This is a genomic window from Celeribacter indicus (genome assembly GCF_000819565.1).
In the GTDB taxonomy this organism is placed as follows: Bacteria; Pseudomonadota; Alphaproteobacteria; order Rhodobacterales; family Rhodobacteraceae; genus Celeribacter; species Celeribacter indicus.
Window position 1 is genome coordinate 3126833 of the sequence record NZ_CP004393.1, and the last position, 19176, is coordinate 3146008.

15 protein-coding genes and 1 riboswitch are annotated in these 19176 nt (G+C 69.0%); of the genes, 11 read left to right on the plus strand and 4 right to left on the minus strand.

Annotation, left to right across the window (positions count from 1 at the left end):
• The first annotated feature begins 100 nt into the window (after positions 1-100).
• Genes P73_RS15505 through P73_RS15515 form a run of 3 tightly spaced genes read left to right on the plus strand, consistent with a single transcriptional unit; the run spans position 101 to position 3504 of the window.
• Positions 101-1318: a glycosyltransferase family 2 protein gene (locus tag P73_RS15505; RefSeq protein WP_043870273.1), complete on the plus strand. Its 1218-nt coding sequence runs from the start codon at positions 101-103 to the stop codon at positions 1316-1318.
• Positions 1312-2337, plus strand: coding sequence for a glycosyltransferase family 2 protein (locus P73_RS15510; RefSeq protein ID WP_043870274.1), 1026 nt, complete (start codon positions 1312-1314; stop codon positions 2335-2337). The genes P73_RS15505 and P73_RS15510 overlap by 7 nt, the downstream gene beginning before the upstream one ends.
• 3 nt (positions 2338-2340) lie before the next feature.
• Complete coding sequence (locus P73_RS15515) at positions 2341-3504, plus strand: glycosyltransferase family protein (protein WP_052453329.1); 1164 nt, start codon at positions 2341-2343, stop codon at positions 3502-3504.
• On the opposite strand, the gene P73_RS15520 is transcribed toward P73_RS15515, so the two are convergent.
• Positions 3487-4764 (minus strand): Gfo/Idh/MocA family protein, encoded by a 1278-nt coding sequence (locus tag P73_RS15520; protein WP_052453330.1) that lies wholly within the window; start codon positions 4762-4764, stop codon positions 3487-3489. The genes P73_RS15515 and P73_RS15520 overlap by 18 nt on opposite strands.
• 197 nt (positions 4765-4961) lie before the next feature.
• On the opposite strand from P73_RS15520, the gene P73_RS15525 reads away from it, so the two are divergent.
• Positions 4962-6212 carry an O-antigen ligase family protein gene (locus tag P73_RS15525; RefSeq protein ID WP_052453331.1) on the plus strand — a complete coding sequence of 417 codons (1251 nt, stop codon included), beginning with the start codon at positions 4962-4964 and terminating at the stop codon, positions 6210-6212.
• A 256-nt stretch (positions 6213-6468) separates the two neighbouring features.
• Positions 6469-8691 (plus strand): GumC family protein, encoded by a 2223-nt coding sequence (locus tag P73_RS15530; RefSeq protein WP_043870275.1) that lies wholly within the window; start codon positions 6469-6471, stop codon positions 8689-8691.
• Between the two features lie 97 nt (positions 8692-8788).
• On the opposite strand, the gene P73_RS24510 is transcribed toward P73_RS15530, so the two are convergent.
• A complete protein-coding gene (locus P73_RS24510) occupies positions 8789-10477 on the minus strand; it encodes a PQQ-dependent sugar dehydrogenase (RefSeq protein ID WP_052453332.1) in 1689 nt (562 codons plus the stop codon).
• A 285-nt stretch (positions 10478-10762) separates the two neighbouring features.
• A riboswitch (cobalamin riboswitch) is annotated at positions 10763-10972 on the plus strand.
• Positions 10973-11109: 137 nt separating this feature from the next.
• Here P73_RS24510 and P73_RS15540 point away from each other — a divergent pair.
• From P73_RS15540 to P73_RS15565, 6 genes are all read left to right on the plus strand, one after another.
• Positions 11110-12936 (plus strand): TonB-dependent receptor plug domain-containing protein, encoded by a 1827-nt coding sequence (locus tag P73_RS15540; RefSeq protein ID WP_074743080.1) that lies wholly within the window; start codon positions 11110-11112, stop codon positions 12934-12936.
• Positions 12937-12940: 4 nt separating this feature from the next.
• Positions 12941-13798 carry an ABC transporter substrate-binding protein gene (locus P73_RS15545; protein ID WP_043870276.1) on the plus strand — a complete coding sequence of 286 codons (858 nt, stop codon included), beginning with the start codon at positions 12941-12943 and terminating at the stop codon, positions 13796-13798.
• The gene (locus P73_RS15550; RefSeq protein WP_043870277.1) at positions 13795-14778 is read left to right on the plus strand and encodes a FecCD family ABC transporter permease; all 984 of its coding nucleotides are present in this window, start codon (positions 13795-13797) and stop codon (positions 14776-14778) included. The genes P73_RS15545 and P73_RS15550 overlap by 4 nt, the downstream gene beginning before the upstream one ends.
• On the plus strand, positions 14775-15533 hold the full coding sequence (locus P73_RS15555) for an ABC transporter ATP-binding protein (RefSeq protein WP_043870278.1): 759 nt from the start codon (positions 14775-14777) through the stop codon (positions 15531-15533). Before P73_RS15550 ends, P73_RS15555 begins: the two co-directional genes overlap by 4 nt.
• A complete protein-coding gene (locus tag P73_RS15560; protein ID WP_245629182.1) occupies positions 15530-16183 on the plus strand; it encodes an adenosylcobinamide amidohydrolase in 654 nt (217 codons plus the stop codon). Before P73_RS15555 ends, P73_RS15560 begins: the two co-directional genes overlap by 4 nt.
• A gap of 386 nt (positions 16184-16569) precedes the next feature.
• Positions 16570-17562, plus strand: a complete 993-nt coding sequence (locus tag P73_RS15565) for an isopenicillin N synthase family dioxygenase (protein WP_043870279.1) — start codon at positions 16570-16572, stop codon at positions 17560-17562.
• Positions 17563-17592: 30 nt separating this feature from the next.
• Here P73_RS15565 and P73_RS15570 read toward each other — a convergent pair whose 3' ends face one another.
• A complete protein-coding gene (locus tag P73_RS15570) occupies positions 17593-18546 on the minus strand; it encodes an aldo/keto reductase (protein ID WP_043870280.1) in 954 nt (317 codons plus the stop codon).
• A 59-nt stretch (positions 18547-18605) separates the two neighbouring features.
• Positions 18606-19175: a PqiC family protein gene (locus P73_RS15575; RefSeq protein WP_043870281.1), complete on the minus strand. Its 570-nt coding sequence runs from the start codon at positions 19173-19175 to the stop codon at positions 18606-18608.
• Between the last annotated feature and the right edge of the window lies 1 nt (position 19176).

Below are 19176 nucleotides of genomic sequence, written 5' to 3' on the forward strand. Positions count from 1 at the left end.
TTGTTTCGGCATAGGAACCACCCTTGTCCCAGTACTAGTAACCTGACGTCGCATTCTCCAGCGCGGAAGGATCGTTTGTTCAACACGGGGACAGCGCCCAATGGGACACACCATCACTGCCATCGTGCCGACCTTCAACAGAGGTGCGATGCTCGCAGAAACACTAACCGGAATTCTGCGGCAAAAAAGGCCGGTCGACCAGATTATTGTCCAGGACGACGGCTCCACCGACGAAACGCCCGAAATTGTGGCACCTCTTGTGGCCGCAGAGGGGCATCGCCTGCACTACGAACGCACCGAAAACGGCGGCAAGTCCCGCGCGCTCAACCGGGCGTTGAGCAAGGCGACGGGCGACTACATCTGGATCTGCGACGACGACGACATCGCCCTGCCGGAGGCCACCGCAAAGCTCGCCGCCCATCTCGACGCCGATCCGACGCTGGGCGTGGTCGCGGGGCGCCACGAGCGGTTCTCGACGCGGCCGGACGGCAAGCCGGTGCTCGACGGCACGGGCTACTGGCCCGACCTGAGCCGGGGCAGCGCGCTGCGCCACACGCTCGAGGACATCTTCTTCTTCCAGAACGCCACGCTCGTGCGCCGGGACTGCTACGACTGCGTCGGCCCGTTCGACGAGACGCTCACGCGCTCGATCGACTATGAGATGACGGTGCGGCTCCTCGCGCGCTTCCCCGCGCAGGTGATCGAGGACGTGATCTTTCTCCAGCGCAAGCACGACGGCGCGCGCGGCCCGGCGGGGCAACAACATGCCGCGGCAAGATCCGAGGAGGTCTGGAGAGAGACCGACAGGGAGATCTTCGCCCGCTTCCGCCACGACCTGCCGCTGTCGCTCTACGAGGCGATGTTCGAGACCGGCGATCCCGGACGCAGGCGGCGCGCGGCGCTGCTCGAGCGGGGCGCGGTCTATGCCCGCCGCCGCGACTGGGAAGCGGCGCTCGAGGATTTCGAGGCGGCGGCGCGCCTCGCCCCGGCCTGCGACCTGAGTGTCGAGGAGGCGCGGATCGCGGTGCGCGCGATGGCCGCGAAACACGGCGCCGACGAGGTCTTCGCCCCGGAACGCCGCCGCAGCCTGCGCCGCATCGCCCGCTCCGGCAGGGCGGGACGGTCGCTGACCCGCTGGCTCGGGCGCGGTGCCCTCTGGCGGCTGCGCGCGGCGGTCGAGGCGCGGCAGGCGCGCGAGGCGATGCGAATCGCCGCCTTCCTCGCCGCCGTGCCACCGGCCACGGATCCGATCCCCGAAACCGCCGATCCCGCGCTGCGCGAGCGCGACACCCTTCCGCTGGAGGCCTACGCATGGTGACCCCGACGCCCGCCGATCAGGTCGTGATCCTGATCCCGACCCTCAACGAGGCGGCACATATCGCCGGCGTCCTCGACCAGATCCTTTCCGAGGACCGCCTTGCCCAGGGGGCGCGGGTGATCGTCGCCGATGGCGGCTCCACCGACGGCACGACGGAGATCGTCGGCGATCTCGCCGCGACGCGCTACCGCAACCTGCGCCTCATCGACAATCCGAAGCGCACCCAGGCCCACGCGATGAACATGCTGCTGAAACCGGATTTCGCCGGGACGACCGTCGCGATCCGGGTCGACGCCCATGCGCAATATCCGCGGGACTTCGTCTCCCGCCTCGTCGCGGAACTGGACGCCCGGCCCGGTGTCGCCTCCGTCGTGATCCCGATGGACGCGGTGCCGACGGAGTCCTGCTTCCGCCGCGGCCTCGCCTATGTCGCCGACACGAAGCTCGGGGCGGGCGGGTCTCCGCATCGCGGCGGCACCGCCTCTGGCTATGTCGATCACGGCCATCACGCCGCCTTCCGGCTCGAAACCTTCCGCATCCTCGGCGGCTACGACACCTCATTCATCGCCAATGAGGATGCCGAATACGACCGCCGCCTCGGCAAATCCGGCCGCCGGATCTGGCTCGAAAGCTCGATCCGCATCGGCTATTATCCACGCGACACGATCGCCGGCCTGTGGAAACAGTATTTCCGCTACGGCGTCGGGCGCGCGCGCAACTGCCTCAAGCACGGCGACCGCCCCGCCCTGCGCCAGATGATCCCCGTGATCCATGTCGTCCTGCTCGCGCTGTCGCTCCTCGCCCTGCCCTTCACCGCCTGGGGCTGGCTCTGGCCGGTGCTCTATGCCGGGCTCCTCTCCGCCGTCGCCGTCGCGATGGCCCTCCGGCACCGCAGCCTCTGCGGGCTCGTCGCGCTGCCTGCCCTGGCGACCATGCACACGGCCTGGGGGCTCGGGTTCCTCTGGGGCGCCGGCAGGGGACGGCCGCAGGCGGCGATGCCCGTGCGCGGGCTCGGCTGAGCGATGCGCCGCGACGGCCCGGCCGGCCACATCGCCTTCTTCGGCCACAACGCAAAGGACGCCGCCGTGCGCCGCCGCGCCGTCGCCATGCAGCGCGCGGGGTTCGAGGTGACGGGCTTCATGCCCCGGCGCGGCCCGGCGGCAGAGGCACCCTTCGCCCTCGTCGATCTCGGGGAGACGGAGGACAACGCCTATGCCCGGCGGATCGGCTCGGTCTTCTCGGGTGCGCGCCGGGCGCTGGCGCAGCGCGACCTGCTGGCACGCGCCGATCTGTTCTATGCGCGCAACCTCGACATGCTGGCCATGGCGCTCCTGCTGCGCCGGCGCGGCGGTTTCGATGTGCCGGTGGTCTACGAATGCCTCGACGTGCATCACAAGCTGACGGGCGACGGGCCCGCGGCCCGGCTCCTGCGCGGGATCGAGGGGCGGCTCACCGCGGCCTCCGATCTTCTCGTCGTCTCCTCGCCCCGCTTCGAGGAAGAGCATTTCCGCCGTCACTATCCCGGCCGCTACCGGCACCTTCTGGTCGAGAACCGGCTCATCGCGGGGGATGCCTACGGACCGCGCCCCGAGGCGTTCCCCACGCCGGAGCCGGGAAAGCTGCGCCTCGGCTGGTTCGGGAACCTGCGCTGCCGCCGCTCGCTCGAACTGATGAAGCGGCTGGCGCGCGCCTATCCCGACCGTCTCGAGATCGTGCTGCGCGGCTATCCCGCCCTGTCGGTCATTCCCGATCTCGACGGCGAGATCGCCCCTTTCGCCAATATCGCCTGGCACGGGCGCTACCGCGCGCCGGAGGATCTGGCGCGGATCTATGGCGAGGTCGACGCGGTCTGGGCGGGCGACTGGTACGAGGCGGGGCACAATTCGCTCTGGCTCCTGCCGAACCGGATCTACGAGGGCGGCTATTTCGGCGTCCCCGCCCTCGCCCCCGACGGCACCCAGACGGCGCGCTGGCTGTCCGACCACGGCTGCGGCCTGCTCGTCCCGGAGCCGGTGGAGGAGCGGCTCGTCGAGGCGGTGGGCGCGCTCCTCGCCGATCCCGCGCCGCTCCATGCCCGGCGCGCCGCCCTCGCCGCGCTGCCGCAGGAGGTCTTCGTCGAGCCGCCGGAGATGATGCGGACGATGGCCGCGATGGCGCGTGCCGCGCGGTCAGGGCACCAGGGGTGAAAAGGCCGCAGGGCGGCTTTTGGGCACGTATTCGGTGCCGTAGACATCGGGATACTGGATCGCGAGCGTCACCTCGGTGATATGGAGCGCGAAGACGCCCCCGAGACGCGCCGCCCGCCCGGCACGGATCGCGCGCGCCATGTCGGCGATGCCCAGCGCGAAGTTCATCGGATGCGCGGTCTTGGCAAAGGCGATCCGGCGGTCGCGGCGGCCGTTCAAGCGCCACGTGCGCGAGAAGTTGAGCCATTTCTTCAGCCGCCGCTGGGTCCGCGTCGCGGCGAGGGGGATCGCATGCACGGGCGTATTGAAATCCCAGACCTCGCGCGCGCGCAGCTCGCCCTCGTCGCAGAAGATGCGCAGCTGGTGGTCGTGCGGGGCGACGACGGAATTGGTCAGACGCGCGATCACCCCCTCCCCGAAGCTCAGCAGCGCACAGGAGAAATCTGGCGTGCGATATTCCGCGGGCGTCTTCGGCCCCTTGTCCTCGATGCAGAGCGCGGCCACCGACACCACCCGCTCCACCGGGCCGAACATCGCGACGAGCCAGGACAGCATATAGCCCGCATGTTCGAGCGTGCAGCCGGTCCGCAACTCGTCCTCCGCAGGCCAGGGGGCGCCCGAGGGGCTGATCCAGTCCTCGAAGCCGAGCCGGTGGATCATGCCCTCGTCGATCTCCGCGTAGACGAGACGCGGGGCGCCGAGGCGACGCTCGCGCACCGCCGTCCACATCGTCCGCGCGGCATCGCCGAGCACGCTCGACGGCGCGCAGACGAGCTGGAGCCCGGCAGCCTGCGCGAGCGCCGTCAGTTCCTCCGCCTGCGCGAGCGCGAGCGCGAGCGGCTTTTCCGAATAGACATGCTTGCCGGCGAGCAGGCAGCGTTTCGTCGTGTCGTAATGGTGGCGCGGATTGGTGAGGTTGACGACGATCTCCACCCCCGGATCCGCGAGCAGCGCGTCGAAATCGGCATAGGCCGACAGGCCATGGAGGTGCACGAATCGCGCGAGCCGTTCGGCCGAGACATCCCAGACCCCGCGCAGCACCAGTTCGTCGCGGTGATTGGCAAAGGTCTGCTGGTAGAAATCGGCGACATAGCCGCAGCCGAGATAGGCGATTCCCGTGCGGCGGTCCCCCGCGGGCGGCGACATCGCCGTGACGAATTCCGGCGACGACTCCTGCGCCGGCGCGTCACGCCCTCCGGAAGCCTCGCGCAGAGACGGCATCGGCGGGGCGGATCGGCTCAGAAGCGCGAAAAGTTGCATAATATCTCATCGACCTGCCACTGAAGGACGGGGCCGGCGCGGCGAAATGTCGATTTCGGCATGGCCCGCGACGCCTGGTTTCATGCTATCCTGCCTTGGACGCCGCTCAACGTTTTTCTTGGGCGGCAGATCGCCGATGGCGGGCCTGCCCAAATATTCCGCTGTTTCGGCCCTGTGTGAAAGAGTAGGAGCGCCCTTTGGCCGCGGTTGACACGTACCTCCGGATCGGTTCCCGGTTCTATATCCCCGGCCTCACGGCCCAGAAACGCGACCAGATCCTCGTGACAATCTGGTTTCTCGCCACCTTCAAGCAGTTTCCGATGGACGAGCTCGTGCTCTATCCGCTCGCGCTCTATTTCGCCTGTGCCTTCGCACGCGACATCGACGCGCTCTTCCCGGTGCTGAAGCGCGGCGGATGGATGCTTTTCCCCTTCCCGATCTGGTGCACGCTCTCGGTGCTCTGGGGGCTCGAGGCGGGGCTGATCGTGAAATCCTCGCTGCAACTCTATCTCACGGTGCTCATCTCCTTCTGCGCCGCGCTCCGGCTCGAACAGCGACAACTCGTCTTTTCGTTCATGATCGCCGCCGGGGTCTTTGCCGTGCTGAGCCGCTTCGCGGCGCCGGGACCGCCGGAACGCGGCATCTTCGGGTCCAAGAACCAGATGGGGCTCAACATGGTGATGCTCTGGCTCGCCGCGCTCTGCGTGCTCTTCGATCCGGGACAGCGGCGGGCCTTCCGCATCCTCGCCCTCGTCCTCGCGGCGCTCTCGCTCAACCTCGTCTTCATCGCCCAGTCGGCCACCGCCGTGCTGCTCGCCTTCGGGCTGCTGGGGCTCGTGGGCTTCATCCTGCTGCTGCGCGGGCGCGGCCTGCTCCATCCGCAGGTGATGCTGACGCTGTCGCTCGGCCTCGGGGTGCTCATCTTCGGCGGCGCGCTCTTCCTGTCGACCTCGAGCGTCGACGTCGCCGGGATCATACTCGAGAAATTCGGAAAGGACGCGACCCTCACCGGACGCACCGTCCTGTGGGGCTATGCCTTCGACCAGATCCGGGAGAACCCGCTTCTGGGCGTCGGGCATGGCGGGTTCTGGCGGCCCTACGACTGGACGTCGCTCGCGCGCAAGATCTATGTCGATTTCCACATGGCGCTCTCGGCGCGGTTCTATTTCCACAACGCCTATCTGGAGGTGGCGGTGCACCAGGGGCTGATCGGCCTCGCCTTCGCCCTGCTCGCCTTCGGCTTCGGCGTCTGGCAGACCACCGTCGCGCTGCTGCGCAGGATCGACATGCCGCAGGCCTTCTTCTTTTCCATCGCGGCGATGATGCTCGTGCGCAACATGACCGAGCCGGGGCTGATGACGGCCTTCGCGCAGATGACGATGATCCTCTACATGGGCGCGCTCATGGAGGCGCGGGACAGGGCGGGTATCGATCCCGGCGCGGTCTGAGCGCGCGCCCGCACCCCCGGCGACCGGCCGCGGCGCGACGGCCGGGCGGAGCGGCCGCGGGCTGCCCAAATCTTAGCCAAAACCGCCCGCCCCCTTGCGCGGAGGAAACTAGACCTTGCGTTTCCGCCGGTGTCCGCGAAAGCTCTGGGCGGGATAGGCGCATCCTTGCCGAGTGCGGGAGCCGAAGGTATCGTGTCCTCGTGCCCCTGCGGGCATGTGTGTTTTCCAGTGTCCGCTCCGGGAAAGGGGCTTTGGTATGAATCAGATCTCGCATCTTCGCCGCCCGCCCGGCGAGTTTCCCACGAAACCCTCCGTATCCGCGCCTCCCGACGGGCCGGCTCCGCTCCGGCCCTCCGATCTGCTGAAGCTGCTGCGCCGCCGCCACAGGTCGCTGATCCGCATCCCGCTGATCCTGATGTTCGGCACCGGGCTGCTGGTGACGGGCGCGACGCCGCGCTATGTCGCCTATTCGCAGATGCTGCTCGGCGAACAGGGGCTCAGCGCCCGCAACAGCTTCGATCTGGTCGAACAGCAGAGCCTGACGAGCTCGGTCATCGAGGGGGAGCTGGCGGTGCTGCGGTCCAACGCGCTGCTGCGCCGCGTGGCCGAGACGCTCCAGCTCGAGACCGTTCCCGAATTCAATCCCGAGGCCATCCCCGAGGACGAACAGGGCTCCGTCCTGTCGGATATCGCGGAACGGGTGAAATCGCTGCTGCCGAGCTTCGGCGGCGGCGGCGAGGCCGACCTGCCGGACGACGCGCCCTCGCGCGTCGCGGTCGCCGCCGGCGCCGGCGCGCAGCAGCTCGGCACCTACAAGGACATCGTGGGCAAGCTGCGCCAGGCGATCCGCGTGAACCAGCAGGGCACCTCCTATGTCGTGCAGGTTTCCGCGGTCTCCGAGGATCCCGATCTCGCCGCCGCGATCACCAACACGCTCATGGACGAATACATGGGCTTCCTGACCGACAAGCGCTTCAACGCCGCGCAGGAATTCACCGCCTGGCTCGAGACCCGCGTGGCCGATCTCGCCGTGACGCTCGAGCGCTCGGAGCGCGACGTCTTCGACTACCGCGCGCGGATGGAGGCGGATGCCGACAACCGCACCCGGCTCGAACAGCAGATGACCGAACTCACCACCCGGCTCATCGACCGGCGCGCGGAGCTCGCGCAGGTCGAGGCGATGTATGACAAGATGGGATCGACCATCGAGACCGGAGGCCCGCTCGCCGCGCAGGACATGTCCTCCTCCGAGGCGATGCTCGACTACCGCCAGCAGCTTTCCGAACTGATCCAGCGGGAGGCCTTCGCGGTCGGCTCCTTCGGCGAGCAATCCGCGCAGGTCGCCTCCATCCGCCGCTCCATCGACGTGATCGAAGCCTCGATCGAGCTCGAGGTGCGCCGCGAACTCGACCGGCTTCAGAACCAGCGCGAGGTGCTGCGGGTCGTCGTCTCCTCCCTCAACAGCCAGCTCAACGAACTGTCGCGCCAGATGCTCGACCAGTCGAGCGAGGAAATCCAGCTCAACCAGCTCCAGCGCGTCGCAGAGGCGAACAGCGTGGTCTACCAGGAATTCCTTGCCCGGTTCAAGGAAGTGAGCGAGATCCAGAACCTCCAGACGCCGGACGCCGACATCATCTCCTACGCCAACCCGCCCTCCGCGCCGGTCTACCCGCGCAAGAAGCTCTCCGTCATCATGGCGGGCGTCGGCGGCTTCTTCATCGCCTTCGCCTATGTGCTCCTGACCGAGATGCTGCCGAAGAAACTGTCCACCCCCGAAGCCCTCGCGCGGGCGACGGGCATCGGCGTCTACGGCCGGATGCGCGATCTCGGCGCACAGATGACGCTGCACGAACTGGCCCGCGAGCTGAACCGCGATCCCGAGGGCAAGCTGTCCCAGATCGCGCTGAGGCTGGCCAACAATGCCGACATGCGCGCGGGCGGGGCGGCGCGGACCATTCTCGTGGCCTCCGACACGGCGCGCGACGACAAGGTGCATGTGGCGATGCTCCTCGCCTGGGCGCAGAGCCGCAAGGGGCGCTCCTGCGTCGTGGTCGACGCCGACACCCGCACCGCCAACCTGTCGGGCCTGCTCGAATACCGCCGGCCGGCGGGCAACCTCGCCTCCACGCTCTACGGCGATACGGAGATCGGCCAGGCGATCACCGGCCTGCCCCGGTTCGGCGCGAGCTTCGTGCCGTGCGAGGAAATGGCCTCCGACCCCTCCGTGGTCTTCGACACCGAGCGGTTCCGCCAGATCCTCCAGACGCTCTCGCGGCAGTTCGATACGGTCATCCTCGACCTGCCCCCGGCGCAGGATTTCACCGACGCCTTCACCTCGCTCGAGGAGATGGACATCGAGCTGTTCGTGGTGCGCGCGGGCACGCTCACCGGCGGCGAGCTGCATGAACCGCTCGAGGTGGCGAGAAACGCGAATGCGCGCAACCTGGGCCTCGTGCTCACGAACGACGCGACGGCCTGACGCCTCCCGCCCTCCGGCACCGGATCCGCGCAAAAACCGCGCCCTGCGAGGGGCGCGGTTTCTCATGCCGGCCGCAGGGGCGGACGGACGCGCGCGCTCACATCTTGCAGAGCACCCCGGAGATCAGGTCCGCCGCCGCCGCATCCTCCATCCCGCTCCACGCCATGTTGGTGTTCGGCGCGAGCGCCACCGGGTCGGACATGAAGGCCGCGAGCGTCTGCTGCGTCCAGACCCCGGCCACGCCGTCGAGCGCGCCGGAATAGCCGTCGAAGGGCGTCGCCCCCGGTCCGCGCCCGCAGACCGCGTGCAGCGTCGGCCCCGCGCCCTCGTCCACGCCCTCGAGGAGGCTGTGGCATTGCAGGCAGGCATTCATCGTGCTCTCGGCGGAGGCGAAGATCTCCGGCGAGGGCGCGTCCTCGCGCAGGAGCGCCTCGAACCGGGCCATCGGGTCCGGGCCGGTATCGGCCGCGAGCGTGATGATCCGCCGGTCGTCGGTATAGACCACGATGGTGCGCCCCTCGTCGAGCGTCGCGAGGTCGCGGATCCTCTGGCCGAACTGGATCGCCTCGTCATAGACCCCGCGCCCGTCGCGCAGGTGCACGCGGTGCAGCGCGCCGCTGAGACCGCCGACGATGAAATCGCCGTCCCAGGCGTAGTGAAAGCCGTTGACCGCGATCACCGAGGAGGGCGCGATCGACGGCACCCAGGACATCGCCGGCTCGTCATAGCCGTCGTGATTGGCGTGCCTGTCGCCGTTTCCGGCCGGCTTGCGGTTGTATTTCACCCCGTAACTCACCGCGGGAAAACCGAAATTCGCCCCCTCGAAGACATGGTTCAGCTCGTCGCCGCCCTCCATCCCGTGATCCGTCACCCAGATCTCGCCCGCGACATCGACCGTGACGCCCTGCGGGTTGCGCAGGCCCTTCGCGACGATCTCCTTTTCGCCGGTGTCGAGGTCGACCAGCATCACCTTACCGTAATCGCCCTCGTCCGTCTGGGCGAGCGCCGTGGAGAAATCGAGCCCTTCGTGGCGGTCGTCGCGCTCATAGACACCGGAGGTCCAGACCACCCGCCCGTCGGGCAGGGGCGCCATGCGTCCGCCCGCCTCGAGGCCGTAGATCCCCTTGCCGGAGGTGAAGGGCTTGATACAGGGCTCGGTCTGCGCGACCACCTCCCAGTCCTCCGGCCCGGCCTGCCAGTCTTCCGGCCGGTCGCTGTCCACCACGAGCCGCGCGAGGGTCGAGCCGAAGCAGAGCCCCTCGGGCCGCCAGTCGGTGAAGGACATCAGGAGCGATCCGCCTCCGCCGTCGCGCGGAACGAAGAGCACGTCGTTGTACCGCATCCAGTTGAAATCCACCTCGATCTCGCCCAGGAGCCCCTCGCCGAGCTGCTGTTGCAGCTCCGCGCGTTTTGCGTCGGGCGGCGCGACGGAAAGCTCGGTGACGGTCTCCCCGTCGATATGGAAGGTCTTGCCGAGCCGGTCGGTCAGCAGGAGCGAGCGGTCGAGAAAGGGCGCGATGCCGCCCGCGAAATCGCGCGCGCTCGCCGGCAGGTACATCGTCCGCTTGCTCAGCACCGCCCGGTTCGTGACCAGCCGCTCCACCTCCGGCGGCGCATCCGCGTTGAACATTGAATTGTAGACCCCCTGGAGCTTGTAATATCGCGTCGCGAAAAAGCTCCAGCGGTCCTGCATCTGGTTGTTCAGCTCATAGCCACCCCAGACCCCGATCCCGACGAGCGCCGCAGCCCCCGCCAGCCCGCCCAGAACATAGGCACCCACACGCATTGGTTTCACGGATTTTCCTCTCGTCCCCGGATACTCGTTAACAGATCAAGACAGCGCCCTCGGGCGCGGAGAGACCCACCCTCTCCACGGGATATCTTGCATGGTCGCCCCGCCGCCTCCAAGCCAAGATCCGCCGCGACGCGCCTTATGCGCGGGCCCGCCGCGAAAACGCGCCGCCGCGCCGCATGTTTTCCAGACAACTGCGCAAATTGGAGGCGCCGGTCTCGCGGCCGGGCGGGCACCATGCCGCGCCCGACGCCCCTTTACAGGCGCGTGATCTCTGCGCTAGGAGGTGAGCGCTTCGGTCCGGGAGATACCACCGGATAAAAGGGAACGCGGTCCGCCCTGCGACAGGGCCCATTCCGCGACTGCCCCCGCAACTGTAGGCGGAGAGCGAAGCCGGACAAAGCCACTGTGGCGCCTCACGGCCCGCGGGAAGGCCCGGCCAAGCAGCGACCCGCAAGTCAGGAGACCTGCCGAAGTGTTCACCCAGTCCGGGCGCGGGGCGTGCCGGGGCTACGGTCTTCCGTCGTGGTGGCACATCGCCGTGCTCGGAATCCTGAAGGACCTTTTTCCGAGCACCGTCTGACACTTGCAGGCCGCATTTCATGCGGCGCACCGATGGGACAAGGATGAAGATCTTGACGACCCGCCACCTGCTTTCCACCGCGCTCTGCGCCACCCTCGCCCTGCCGGCCGTCGCACAGGACGTCCTGGAGCTCGACGAGATCATCGTCTCCGGCAGCCTGACGCCGGTCGAGGCCGGCAGGACCGGCGCCACCGTCGAAAAGCTCGACGCCGACGCGCTCACCGCCGCGGCCCGGCCGGTCTCCGAACGGCTCGGCAGCCTGCCCGGCGTGAGCTTTACCCGCAACGGCGGCACCGGCGCCTCCACAAACCTGTATATCCGCGGTCTCGGCGCGCAATATGTCGGCGTGCGCATCAACGGCATCGACGTCGCCGATCCCTCGAAAACGCAAAGCCAGTACGACTTCGGCGGGCTGCTGTCCTTCGGCATCTCCTCCGTCGAGGTGCTGAAGGGCTCGCAATCCGCCCTCTACGGCTCCGAGGCGATCGCCGGGCTGATCGACATCCGCACCGACGAGGCGGTGCGGCCGGGCTACACCTCGACCGCCGCCTTCGAGGCCGGAAGCTACGGCACCTATGCCGGCGGGATCTCCACCGTGATGGAAAGCGACAGCGGAAAGCTTTCCTTCACCCTGTCCCATCTCAGCACCGACGGATTTTCCTCGCGCGCGAGCGATGACGAGGACGACGGGTTCGAACAGACCTTCCTCACCTTCGGCCTCGAACAGGACGTGAGCGACGGGCTGACCCTCGGCCTCTCCGGCCTCTACCGCACCTCCGAGACCGACTACGATCTCTCCGACACCGATCCCGAGGGCGAGACCAGCCGCGACGAAACCGGCCTGCGTGCCTTCGCGCGTGTGACGGGCGGCGCGATGCATCATGAATTCAGCGCCAGCCTGTTCGAGACCGAGCGCAGCTATCCCGGCGGATATACCGAAGATTACTCGGGCCGCCGCCGCAACCTCGCCTATCTCGGCACGGCGGAGCTGTCGGACATCTCGTCGCTGAGCGTCGGGCTCGACTATACCGAGGAGGAGTTCGAGATCGACGGATGGGACGCGGACGACCGCAGCTGGTCGGTGAGTGGCGAATGGCTCTACGCTGCCGCCCCGACGGTCGATCTGTCGGTGGCGCTGCGCTACGACGACCATTCCGATTTCGGCTCCCATGTCTCCGGCCGGCTTGCCGCCGCCTGGCGCGCGGCGCCGGACTGGACGATCCGCGCCGTCGCCGGAACCGGCTTCCGCGCGCCCTCGCTCTTCGAACGCTACAGCGATTACGGCGATCCCGGCCTCGAGGAGGAGACGAGCAGGAGCTTCGAACTGGGCGCGGAGCGCCGCTTCGGATCCGACAGCTTCGCGAAGGCGACGGCATTCTACACGGAGATCGAGGACCGGATCGACTTCGACACCGCCTCGACCGCCTGCGTCGGCGGCCCCGGCTGCTACGCGCAGGTCGACGGCACCACGGTGTCCAGGGGCATCGAGCTGTCGGGCCGCTACGGGGTCGGCCCCGCGCTCGCGCTCCGGGGGAACTATACCTATACCGACGCGAAAACCGAGGGGCAGCGCGCCGAGCGCGTGCCGCGTCACGATCTCGTCCTCGGGCTCGACACGCTGCTGTCGGACCGTCTCACCGGGACGGTCGAGGTGCAGCACGTCGCGGATGTCATCCCCTCCTCCTACGCGCCGGCCGATCACAAGGTGGGCGATTACACGCTGGTCAACGCCGGGTTCACCTATGCGCTGACGGCGGCCACCGATCTCACCCTGCGCCTCGAGAACCTCGGGGACGAGGACTACGAGACCGCGGACGGTTACAACACACCGGGCCGCTCGGCCTATGTCGGTGTCCGTGCCTCCTTCTGAGCGCATGATCCGGGCGGCGGCGCTGGTCGCCGCCCTCTGCCTGCCGCTCTGCGCGGCGGGGGCCGCGCCGCTGCGCGTCGTCTCGACGAACCTGTGCACCGATCAGCTCGCCATGCTGCTCGCCGCGCCGGGACAGCTCGTCTCCGTCTCCGGGCTCGCCGCCGACCCGCACAGTTCCGCCATGGCGGAGGCCGCGCGCGCCTATCCGCGCAACGACGCCCGCGCCGAGGAGATCTACCTGCTCGCGCCCGATCTCGTCGTCTCCGGCAGCTATACCGCGCGCGAAACCATGCAGATCCTCGAGGATCTCGGCATTCCGGTGATGCGCTTCTCCCCCGCGACCTCGCTTGCCGACGTGCCCGCCCGCATCGCGCAGATGGGCGCCGCCCTGCATCGCGAGGCGGAGGCGCAGGCCGTGATCGACGAGTTCAACGCGCGGCTTGCGGCGCTGAGGGCGGAGGCCGAGGCGGAGATCGCCGCCTCCGGCGCCCCCCGTCCGCGTGCCGCGCTCTATTATCCCAACGGCTACACCACCGGCAGCTCCACGCTCGCGGGCGATATCCTCGAGGCCGCCGGCTTCGGCAATGTCGCCGCCGAGATCGGCGTCGCGGGCGGCGGCTTCGTCCCGCTCGAGGCCATGGTGATCGCCGATCCCGACGCGCTGATCACCAGCGGACCGCACCCCGGCGCCTCGCGGGCGGAGGAGCTTCTGATCCATCCCGCCCTCACGACCTTGCGCGGCGGCGCGGCCTCCGCGACGATGTCCGACCGCGACTGGCTCTGCGGCACGCCCGCCGTGCTCGAGGCCATCGCAGCGCTCGGAGACACGCGCCGCGCCGTGCTGAACGGAGCGGCGCAATGAGGCTTCCGGCACTGACACTCATCGCGCTTGCCGCCCTGCTGGCCGTCATCGCGCTCACCATCGGCCCGGCGGGGATCGGTCCGGCGGAGAGCCTGCGTGCGCTCGTCCGCGACGACGGGACGGCGCTCACCATCGTGATGCGCGAGATCCGCCTGCCCCGTGTCCTGCTCGCGCTGATGGTCGGAGCGAGCCTCGGCCTCTCTGGCGCGGCGATGCAGGGCTACCTGCGCAATCCGCTGGCCGATCCGGGCCTCATCGGCATCTCCGGCACGGCGGCGCTCGGCGCGGTCCTGACGATCCAGACGGGACTTGCCGCCGCGGTCGCGCTCGCCCTGCCCTTCGGCGCGCTCGCGGGCGCGCTGGCGGGCGTCGGGCTGATCCTCGCCCTTGCCGGACCGCGCGGCTCTTCGCTCACGCTCATCCTCGCGGGCATCGCGATTTCCGCGCTGGCGGGCGCGCTGACCTCGCTCGTGCTCAACCTCTCGCCCAATCCCTTCGCGGCCAGCGAGATCGTCTTCTGGATGATGGGATCGCTCGCGGACCGTTCGATGACCCATGTCTGGCTTGCCCTGCCCTTCACCCTTGCGGGCTGGCTGATCCTCGCCTCGCTCGGGCGCGGGCTCGATGCGCTGACGCTGGGCGAGGATGCGGCGGCGGCAATGGGGATCGACCTCGGGCGGATGCGGCTCCTGCTCGTGCTCGGCACCGCCTGCGCCGTGGGCGCCTCCACCGCCGTCGCGGGCGCCATCGGCTTCGTCGGGCTCGTCGTGCCGCATCTTCTGCGCCAGCGCGTCGGCGCGCGCCCCTCGGCGCTGCTCTGGGCCTCCGCGCTCGGCGGCGCCGCGCTGGTGCTCGCCGCCGATATCGCGGTGCGGGTCGTCCTGCCGACGAAGGATCTGAAACTCGGAGTGGTGATGGCGCTCGTCGGCGCGCCGCTCTTCCTGCATCTCATCTACAGGACACGGAGGGACATCCGATGACCCGCCTGTCGCTCGACCATCTCTCCGTCACCTTGCGCGGCCGCACGATCCTGCGCGACATCTCCCTCGACCTCGGTGCGGGCGAATTCGTCGGGCTGATCGGCCCGAACGGCGCGGGCAAGACGACGCTGATGCGCGCGAGCCTCGGCCTCGTGCCCTTCGACGGGCAGTCTTCGCTCGCCGCGCTGCCGGCCACCGACCGCGCAAGGGCCGCCGCCTGGATGCCGCAGACGCGCGAGATCGCCTGGCCCGTCTCCGTCGAGACGGTGATTGCGCTTGGCCGGGTGCCCTATCTCGGGGCGGGGCAGCGGCTTTCGGAAACGGACCGTGCCGCGGTCGAGGGCGCCATCGCGCGGATGGGGCTCGAAACCCTGCGCGGGCGCACCGCCACGCGGCTGTCGGGCGGAGAACAGGCGCGCGTGCTGATCGCGCGGGCGCTGGCGCAGGAGACCCCGCTGATCCTCGCAGACGAGCCCGTGGCGGGGCTCGACCCGGCGCATCAGATCGCGACGATGCAGCTCTTCGCAGATCTCGCGCGGCAGGGCCGGTCGCTCCTCGTCTCGCTCCACGATCTCGGCCTCGCCGTGCGGCACTGCACCCGTCTCGTCCTGCTCTCCGGCGGCCGGATCGCGGCGGAGGGCCGGCCCGCGGATGTGCTCACGCCCGAGACGCTGCGCACCCATTTCGGGATCACCGCGCATTTCGCGCAGACACCGGACGGCCCGGTGTTCCAGCCACTCGCGGTGGTCCCGTGACCGGCCCCGCCCTGCGCCTCGCCCGGCCCTGGCTCGAAATGCGCTTCGCCGCGCCGCGCGAGGTGCTGAGCTGGACGCTGAACCGCCCCGGCTTCGTCACCGCCGACCGCCTCCTCTGGCGCGAGGTGTGCAATGCCGACCTGACGCCGGAGCTCGATGTGGCGGACTGGCTCGCGGGCGAGCTCGCCGCGCAGGACATGACGGATGCGCCCTGCTTTCTCACCTCGCGCGACATCCGCCGCATGGTCGAGACCCGCGTCACCGTCGACCAGGTTACCGCGCGCTGCGTGGCCACGGTCGGCCTGTCAAACGGCGAACGGATCGGCGCGCGGCGGGTCTACGATCCGGCGAGCTGGGGCACGATCAACATCGCCGTGGAGCTTGATCTGCCGCTTGCCCGGCCGGCGCTGATCGAGGCGCTGAGCCTCGTGGCCGAGGCACGCACCGCGGCGCTCGTGGAGCTGGGCCCGGATCTGGAGACCGGGCGGATCACCGGCACCGGCACGGATTGCATTGCCGTCGCCGCGCCCGAGGGGGAGATGCGTTTTGCCGGGCTTCATACCGCCCAGGGCGAGGCGCTCGGCCGTGCCGTCCATGACGCCGTCGCCACCGGGACGCGCGACTGGATCGGAGAGCGCACGTCGTCCTGAGGCCCTCACCCTCTCGCCCCGGCATGGCCGTTTTTCGGCCCTTTTCGGCCGGAGCGGCGGCTCTGGCTCTCCTCCCCGTTCCCACTCTGATCCTTTCGGCGTCATCGGGCGGGATTTCCGCCCGTTTTATCCGCAGACCGGGAAAGACCGCGTCCCGCCCCCCTCGTGACGCTTCGCCTCCGGCGCGGGGCGGGCTAGGCTTTGAGAGCGAGTAGAAGCGGTCGGGCCACGGGGCCTGGGCATTGCTCGACGGACAGTCCCTGATCCAGTCGAGTGCACACCGCCATGTCGCAGACCCTTTCTCACATCCCTGACCAAAGCCATGACACCCCGCTCCCGCTGCGCATCCCGCAGGCGGAGAGCGCCGTTTCGCACAGGAGACATCCATGACCAAAGATCCTTACGCACTGGCCGAACTGACCCGCGAGAGCACCATAGGCGGCGACGGCACCGATATCGCACGCGACGTGCCGGTGATCGACCTGTCGGATTTCGAGACGCGCAAGGCGGAGATCGCCGAGGCACTCTGGGAGGCGGCGACCGGCAGCGGGTTTTTCCAGGTGACCAACCACGGCATTCCCGAGGCGGAGATCGAGGCCGCCTTCGACACCGCCTGGGATTTCTTCAACCTGCCGCAGGAGGTGAAGGCGACCGTCGCGATGCCGAAGGGCGTGAACGCGGGCTGGGAATTCAAGGCGCAGGTGCGCCCCTCCACCGGCACGCCGGACAACAAGGAAAGCTACCAGATCACGCTGCCGAAGATGGACGGGCTCTGGCCGGCGGAGACGGCGCTGCCGGGCTTTCGCGACAGGGCGCTGCGCTTCGAGCGGCTGAACTGGGAACTCGGAATGAGGATCCTGTCCTGTTTCGCGCTGAAGCTCGGGTTCGACGAGGATTTCTTCACCCGCGCCCATGACCGCGCCTCGCCGCAATACCAGTCCACGCTGCGGCTGTTGCACTACATGTCGATGGAGGAGGCGAAGCCGGAGGATTTCACCTTCTGGCGCGCCGGGGCGCATTCGGATTTCGACTGCCTCACCATCCTGCACCAGAAGGAGGGCGAAGGCGGGTTGCAGGTCTGCCCCGGAAAGGATGCCGAAAGCGGGGCATGGACCGAGGTGCCGCCGAAGGCCGGGCATATCACCTGCAATATCGGCGACATGCTGATGCGCTGGTCGGACGACCAGCTCCAGTCGACCCTGCACCGCGTGCGGATGCCGCGGGAGGGCGAATACATGGGCCGGCGCCTGTCCCTGCCCTTCTTCTGCCAGGCGAACCGCGACGTGCTGATGGAAGGGCCGCTCGGAAAGTACCCGCCGATGACGGCGGGCGACTATCTCGACATGCGGATCAAGGCGAATTTCGCCCGGAAGGGCTGATGCCCCCGGCGGACCGGCGGGCGGCGGCGCTCAGTCGCCCGCCCCCGTCAGCCGTGCCATGTCCTCCTCGCTCAGGGCGAGCGTGGCGGCCGTGGCGAAACTCTCCACCTGCGCGACGCTCGTCGCACTCGCGATCGGGGCGGTGACGCCGTCGCGGTGCAGGATCCAGGCCAGTGCGACCTCCGCCGGTTCGACCCCCTTCTCCGCCGCGACCTCCCCGAGCGCATCGAGCAGGCGCAGACCGCGCGCATCGAGATATTTTTCGACGAAATTGCCGCGCTTGCGCCCCTTCAGGTCGTCCTTGCTGCGGTATTTGCCGGACAGGAAACCCGAGGCGAGGCTGAAATAGGTGACGACGCCGAGATCCCGCTGAAGCGACAGGTCGCGCAGCGGTCCCTCGAATTCGTCCCGGTCGTAGAGATTGTATTCCGGCTGGATCACCTGATAGGCGGGCAGGCCCTCCCGCTCGGCGATGTCGAAGGCGGTGCCGAGGAGATCCGCGTCGAAATTCGACGCGCCGATGCTCCGCACCTTGCCCTCCCGGATGAGCCTGTCATAGGCGGAAAGCGTTTCGGCCTGATCCGTCTCCGGGTCCGGCCGATGCGAGAAATAGACGTCGACCTCCCCGATCCCGAGCCTGTCGAGCGACGCGTCGATCGCCTCCGCGATCCACCGCTTCGACAGCCCCCTGCGGTCGGGCCCGCCCATGTCCGAGCCGACCTTGGTGAAGATCGTCACCCGCTCGCGCATGCCGGGACGCGCCGCGAGCCATTTGCCGAGCATGGTTTCGGATTCGCCCCCGGAATTGCCCTCGATCCAGGCGGAATAGACATCCGCCGTGTCGATGGCATCGAAACCGTGATCGACGAACGCGTCGAGCACGCGAAAGCTCTCCGCCTCGTCCGCCGTCCAACCGAGCACGTTGCCCCCGAAGACGACGGGTGCGATCTCGAATCCCGTGGTGCCGAGTGGTCTCTTCTTCATCTCCGTCTCCTTTCAATCCCGTATGTCCGTAGCTTCATCCGTTCCTGTCCGCCGCCGCTTCAGCGCGCCAGCGTGCCGGTGATCCGCGCGGCAAGCGCGTTCACCGCCGCCCCCGTCGCCTGGGCGATCGCCCCCGGCGCGTCGGAGTTCATCGGCACGGCGATGGCAAAAGGCACGATACGCTCGCGCACCACCATGTCATAGGAGGAAATCGCGAACTGGCCGTTCAGGTGCAGCCGCCCGTCGGCGCGCGCGGCCAGCTCGGAGACGCGCACGTCCACCTCCGCCTGTGCCGGGCGGGCGAGCGGCCAGGGCTCGGCGGCGACCTCGGCCGTGCTCGTGGCGGCGATCCGGTCGGCAAGGCGCTGGGTCATCGCGCGCGACGGCTCGTCGGCCCAGAGCGCGCTCTTCACCGGCCGGAGCGCCCCGCCCGCCTCCTCCTCGCGCAGGATCTGGTCGGCCGCGGCATAGGCGGGCAGGCTCACCTGCCGCACCTCGAGCGTCGCGACACGGAGCGCCGCACGGGCGGCGGGCGCCTCCGTCGCGGGCGGCGTCGCGATGAGATAGCGCGGGTCGTTGTCGCCGCAGGCGGCAAGGGCGAGAAGGAGCAGGGGAGCAAATCGTGTCATG

What these genes read in the sequence shown, in the direction of transcription:
- P73_RS15565 (WP_043870279.1), top strand. Translation starts at nt 16,570, where the DNA reads ATGACCAAAGATCCTTACGCACTGGCCGAACTGACCCGCGAGAGCACC.
- P73_RS24510 (WP_052453332.1), bottom strand. Translation starts at nt 10,477, where the DNA reads ATGCGTGTGGGTGCCTATGTTCTGGGCGGGCTGGCGGGGGCTGCGGCG.
- P73_RS15555 (WP_043870278.1), top strand. Translation starts at nt 14,775, where the DNA reads ATGACCCGCCTGTCGCTCGACCATCTCTCCGTCACCTTGCGCGGCCGC.
- P73_RS15550 (WP_043870277.1), top strand. Translation starts at nt 13,795, where the DNA reads ATGAGGCTTCCGGCACTGACACTCATCGCGCTTGCCGCCCTGCTGGCC.
- P73_RS15570 (WP_043870280.1), bottom strand. Translation starts at nt 18,546, where the DNA reads ATGAAGAAGAGACCACTCGGCACCACGGGATTCGAGATCGCACCCGTC.
- P73_RS15510 (WP_043870274.1), top strand. Translation starts at nt 1,312, where the DNA reads ATGGTGACCCCGACGCCCGCCGATCAGGTCGTGATCCTGATCCCGACC.
- P73_RS15530 (WP_043870275.1), top strand. Translation starts at nt 6,469, where the DNA reads ATGAATCAGATCTCGCATCTTCGCCGCCCGCCCGGCGAGTTTCCCACG.
- P73_RS15515 (WP_052453329.1), top strand. Translation starts at nt 2,341, where the DNA reads ATGCGCCGCGACGGCCCGGCCGGCCACATCGCCTTCTTCGGCCACAAC.
- P73_RS15505 (WP_043870273.1), top strand. Translation starts at nt 101, where the DNA reads ATGGGACACACCATCACTGCCATCGTGCCGACCTTCAACAGAGGTGCG.
- P73_RS15540 (WP_074743080.1), top strand. Translation starts at nt 11,110, where the DNA reads ATGAAGATCTTGACGACCCGCCACCTGCTTTCCACCGCGCTCTGCGCC.
- P73_RS15545 (WP_043870276.1), top strand. Translation starts at nt 12,941, where the DNA reads ATGATCCGGGCGGCGGCGCTGGTCGCCGCCCTCTGCCTGCCGCTCTGC.
- P73_RS15520 (WP_052453330.1), bottom strand. Translation starts at nt 4,764, where the DNA reads ATGCAACTTTTCGCGCTTCTGAGCCGATCCGCCCCGCCGATGCCGTCT.
- P73_RS15575 (WP_043870281.1), bottom strand. Translation starts at nt 19,175, where the DNA reads ATGACACGATTTGCTCCCCTGCTCCTTCTCGCCCTTGCCGCCTGCGGC.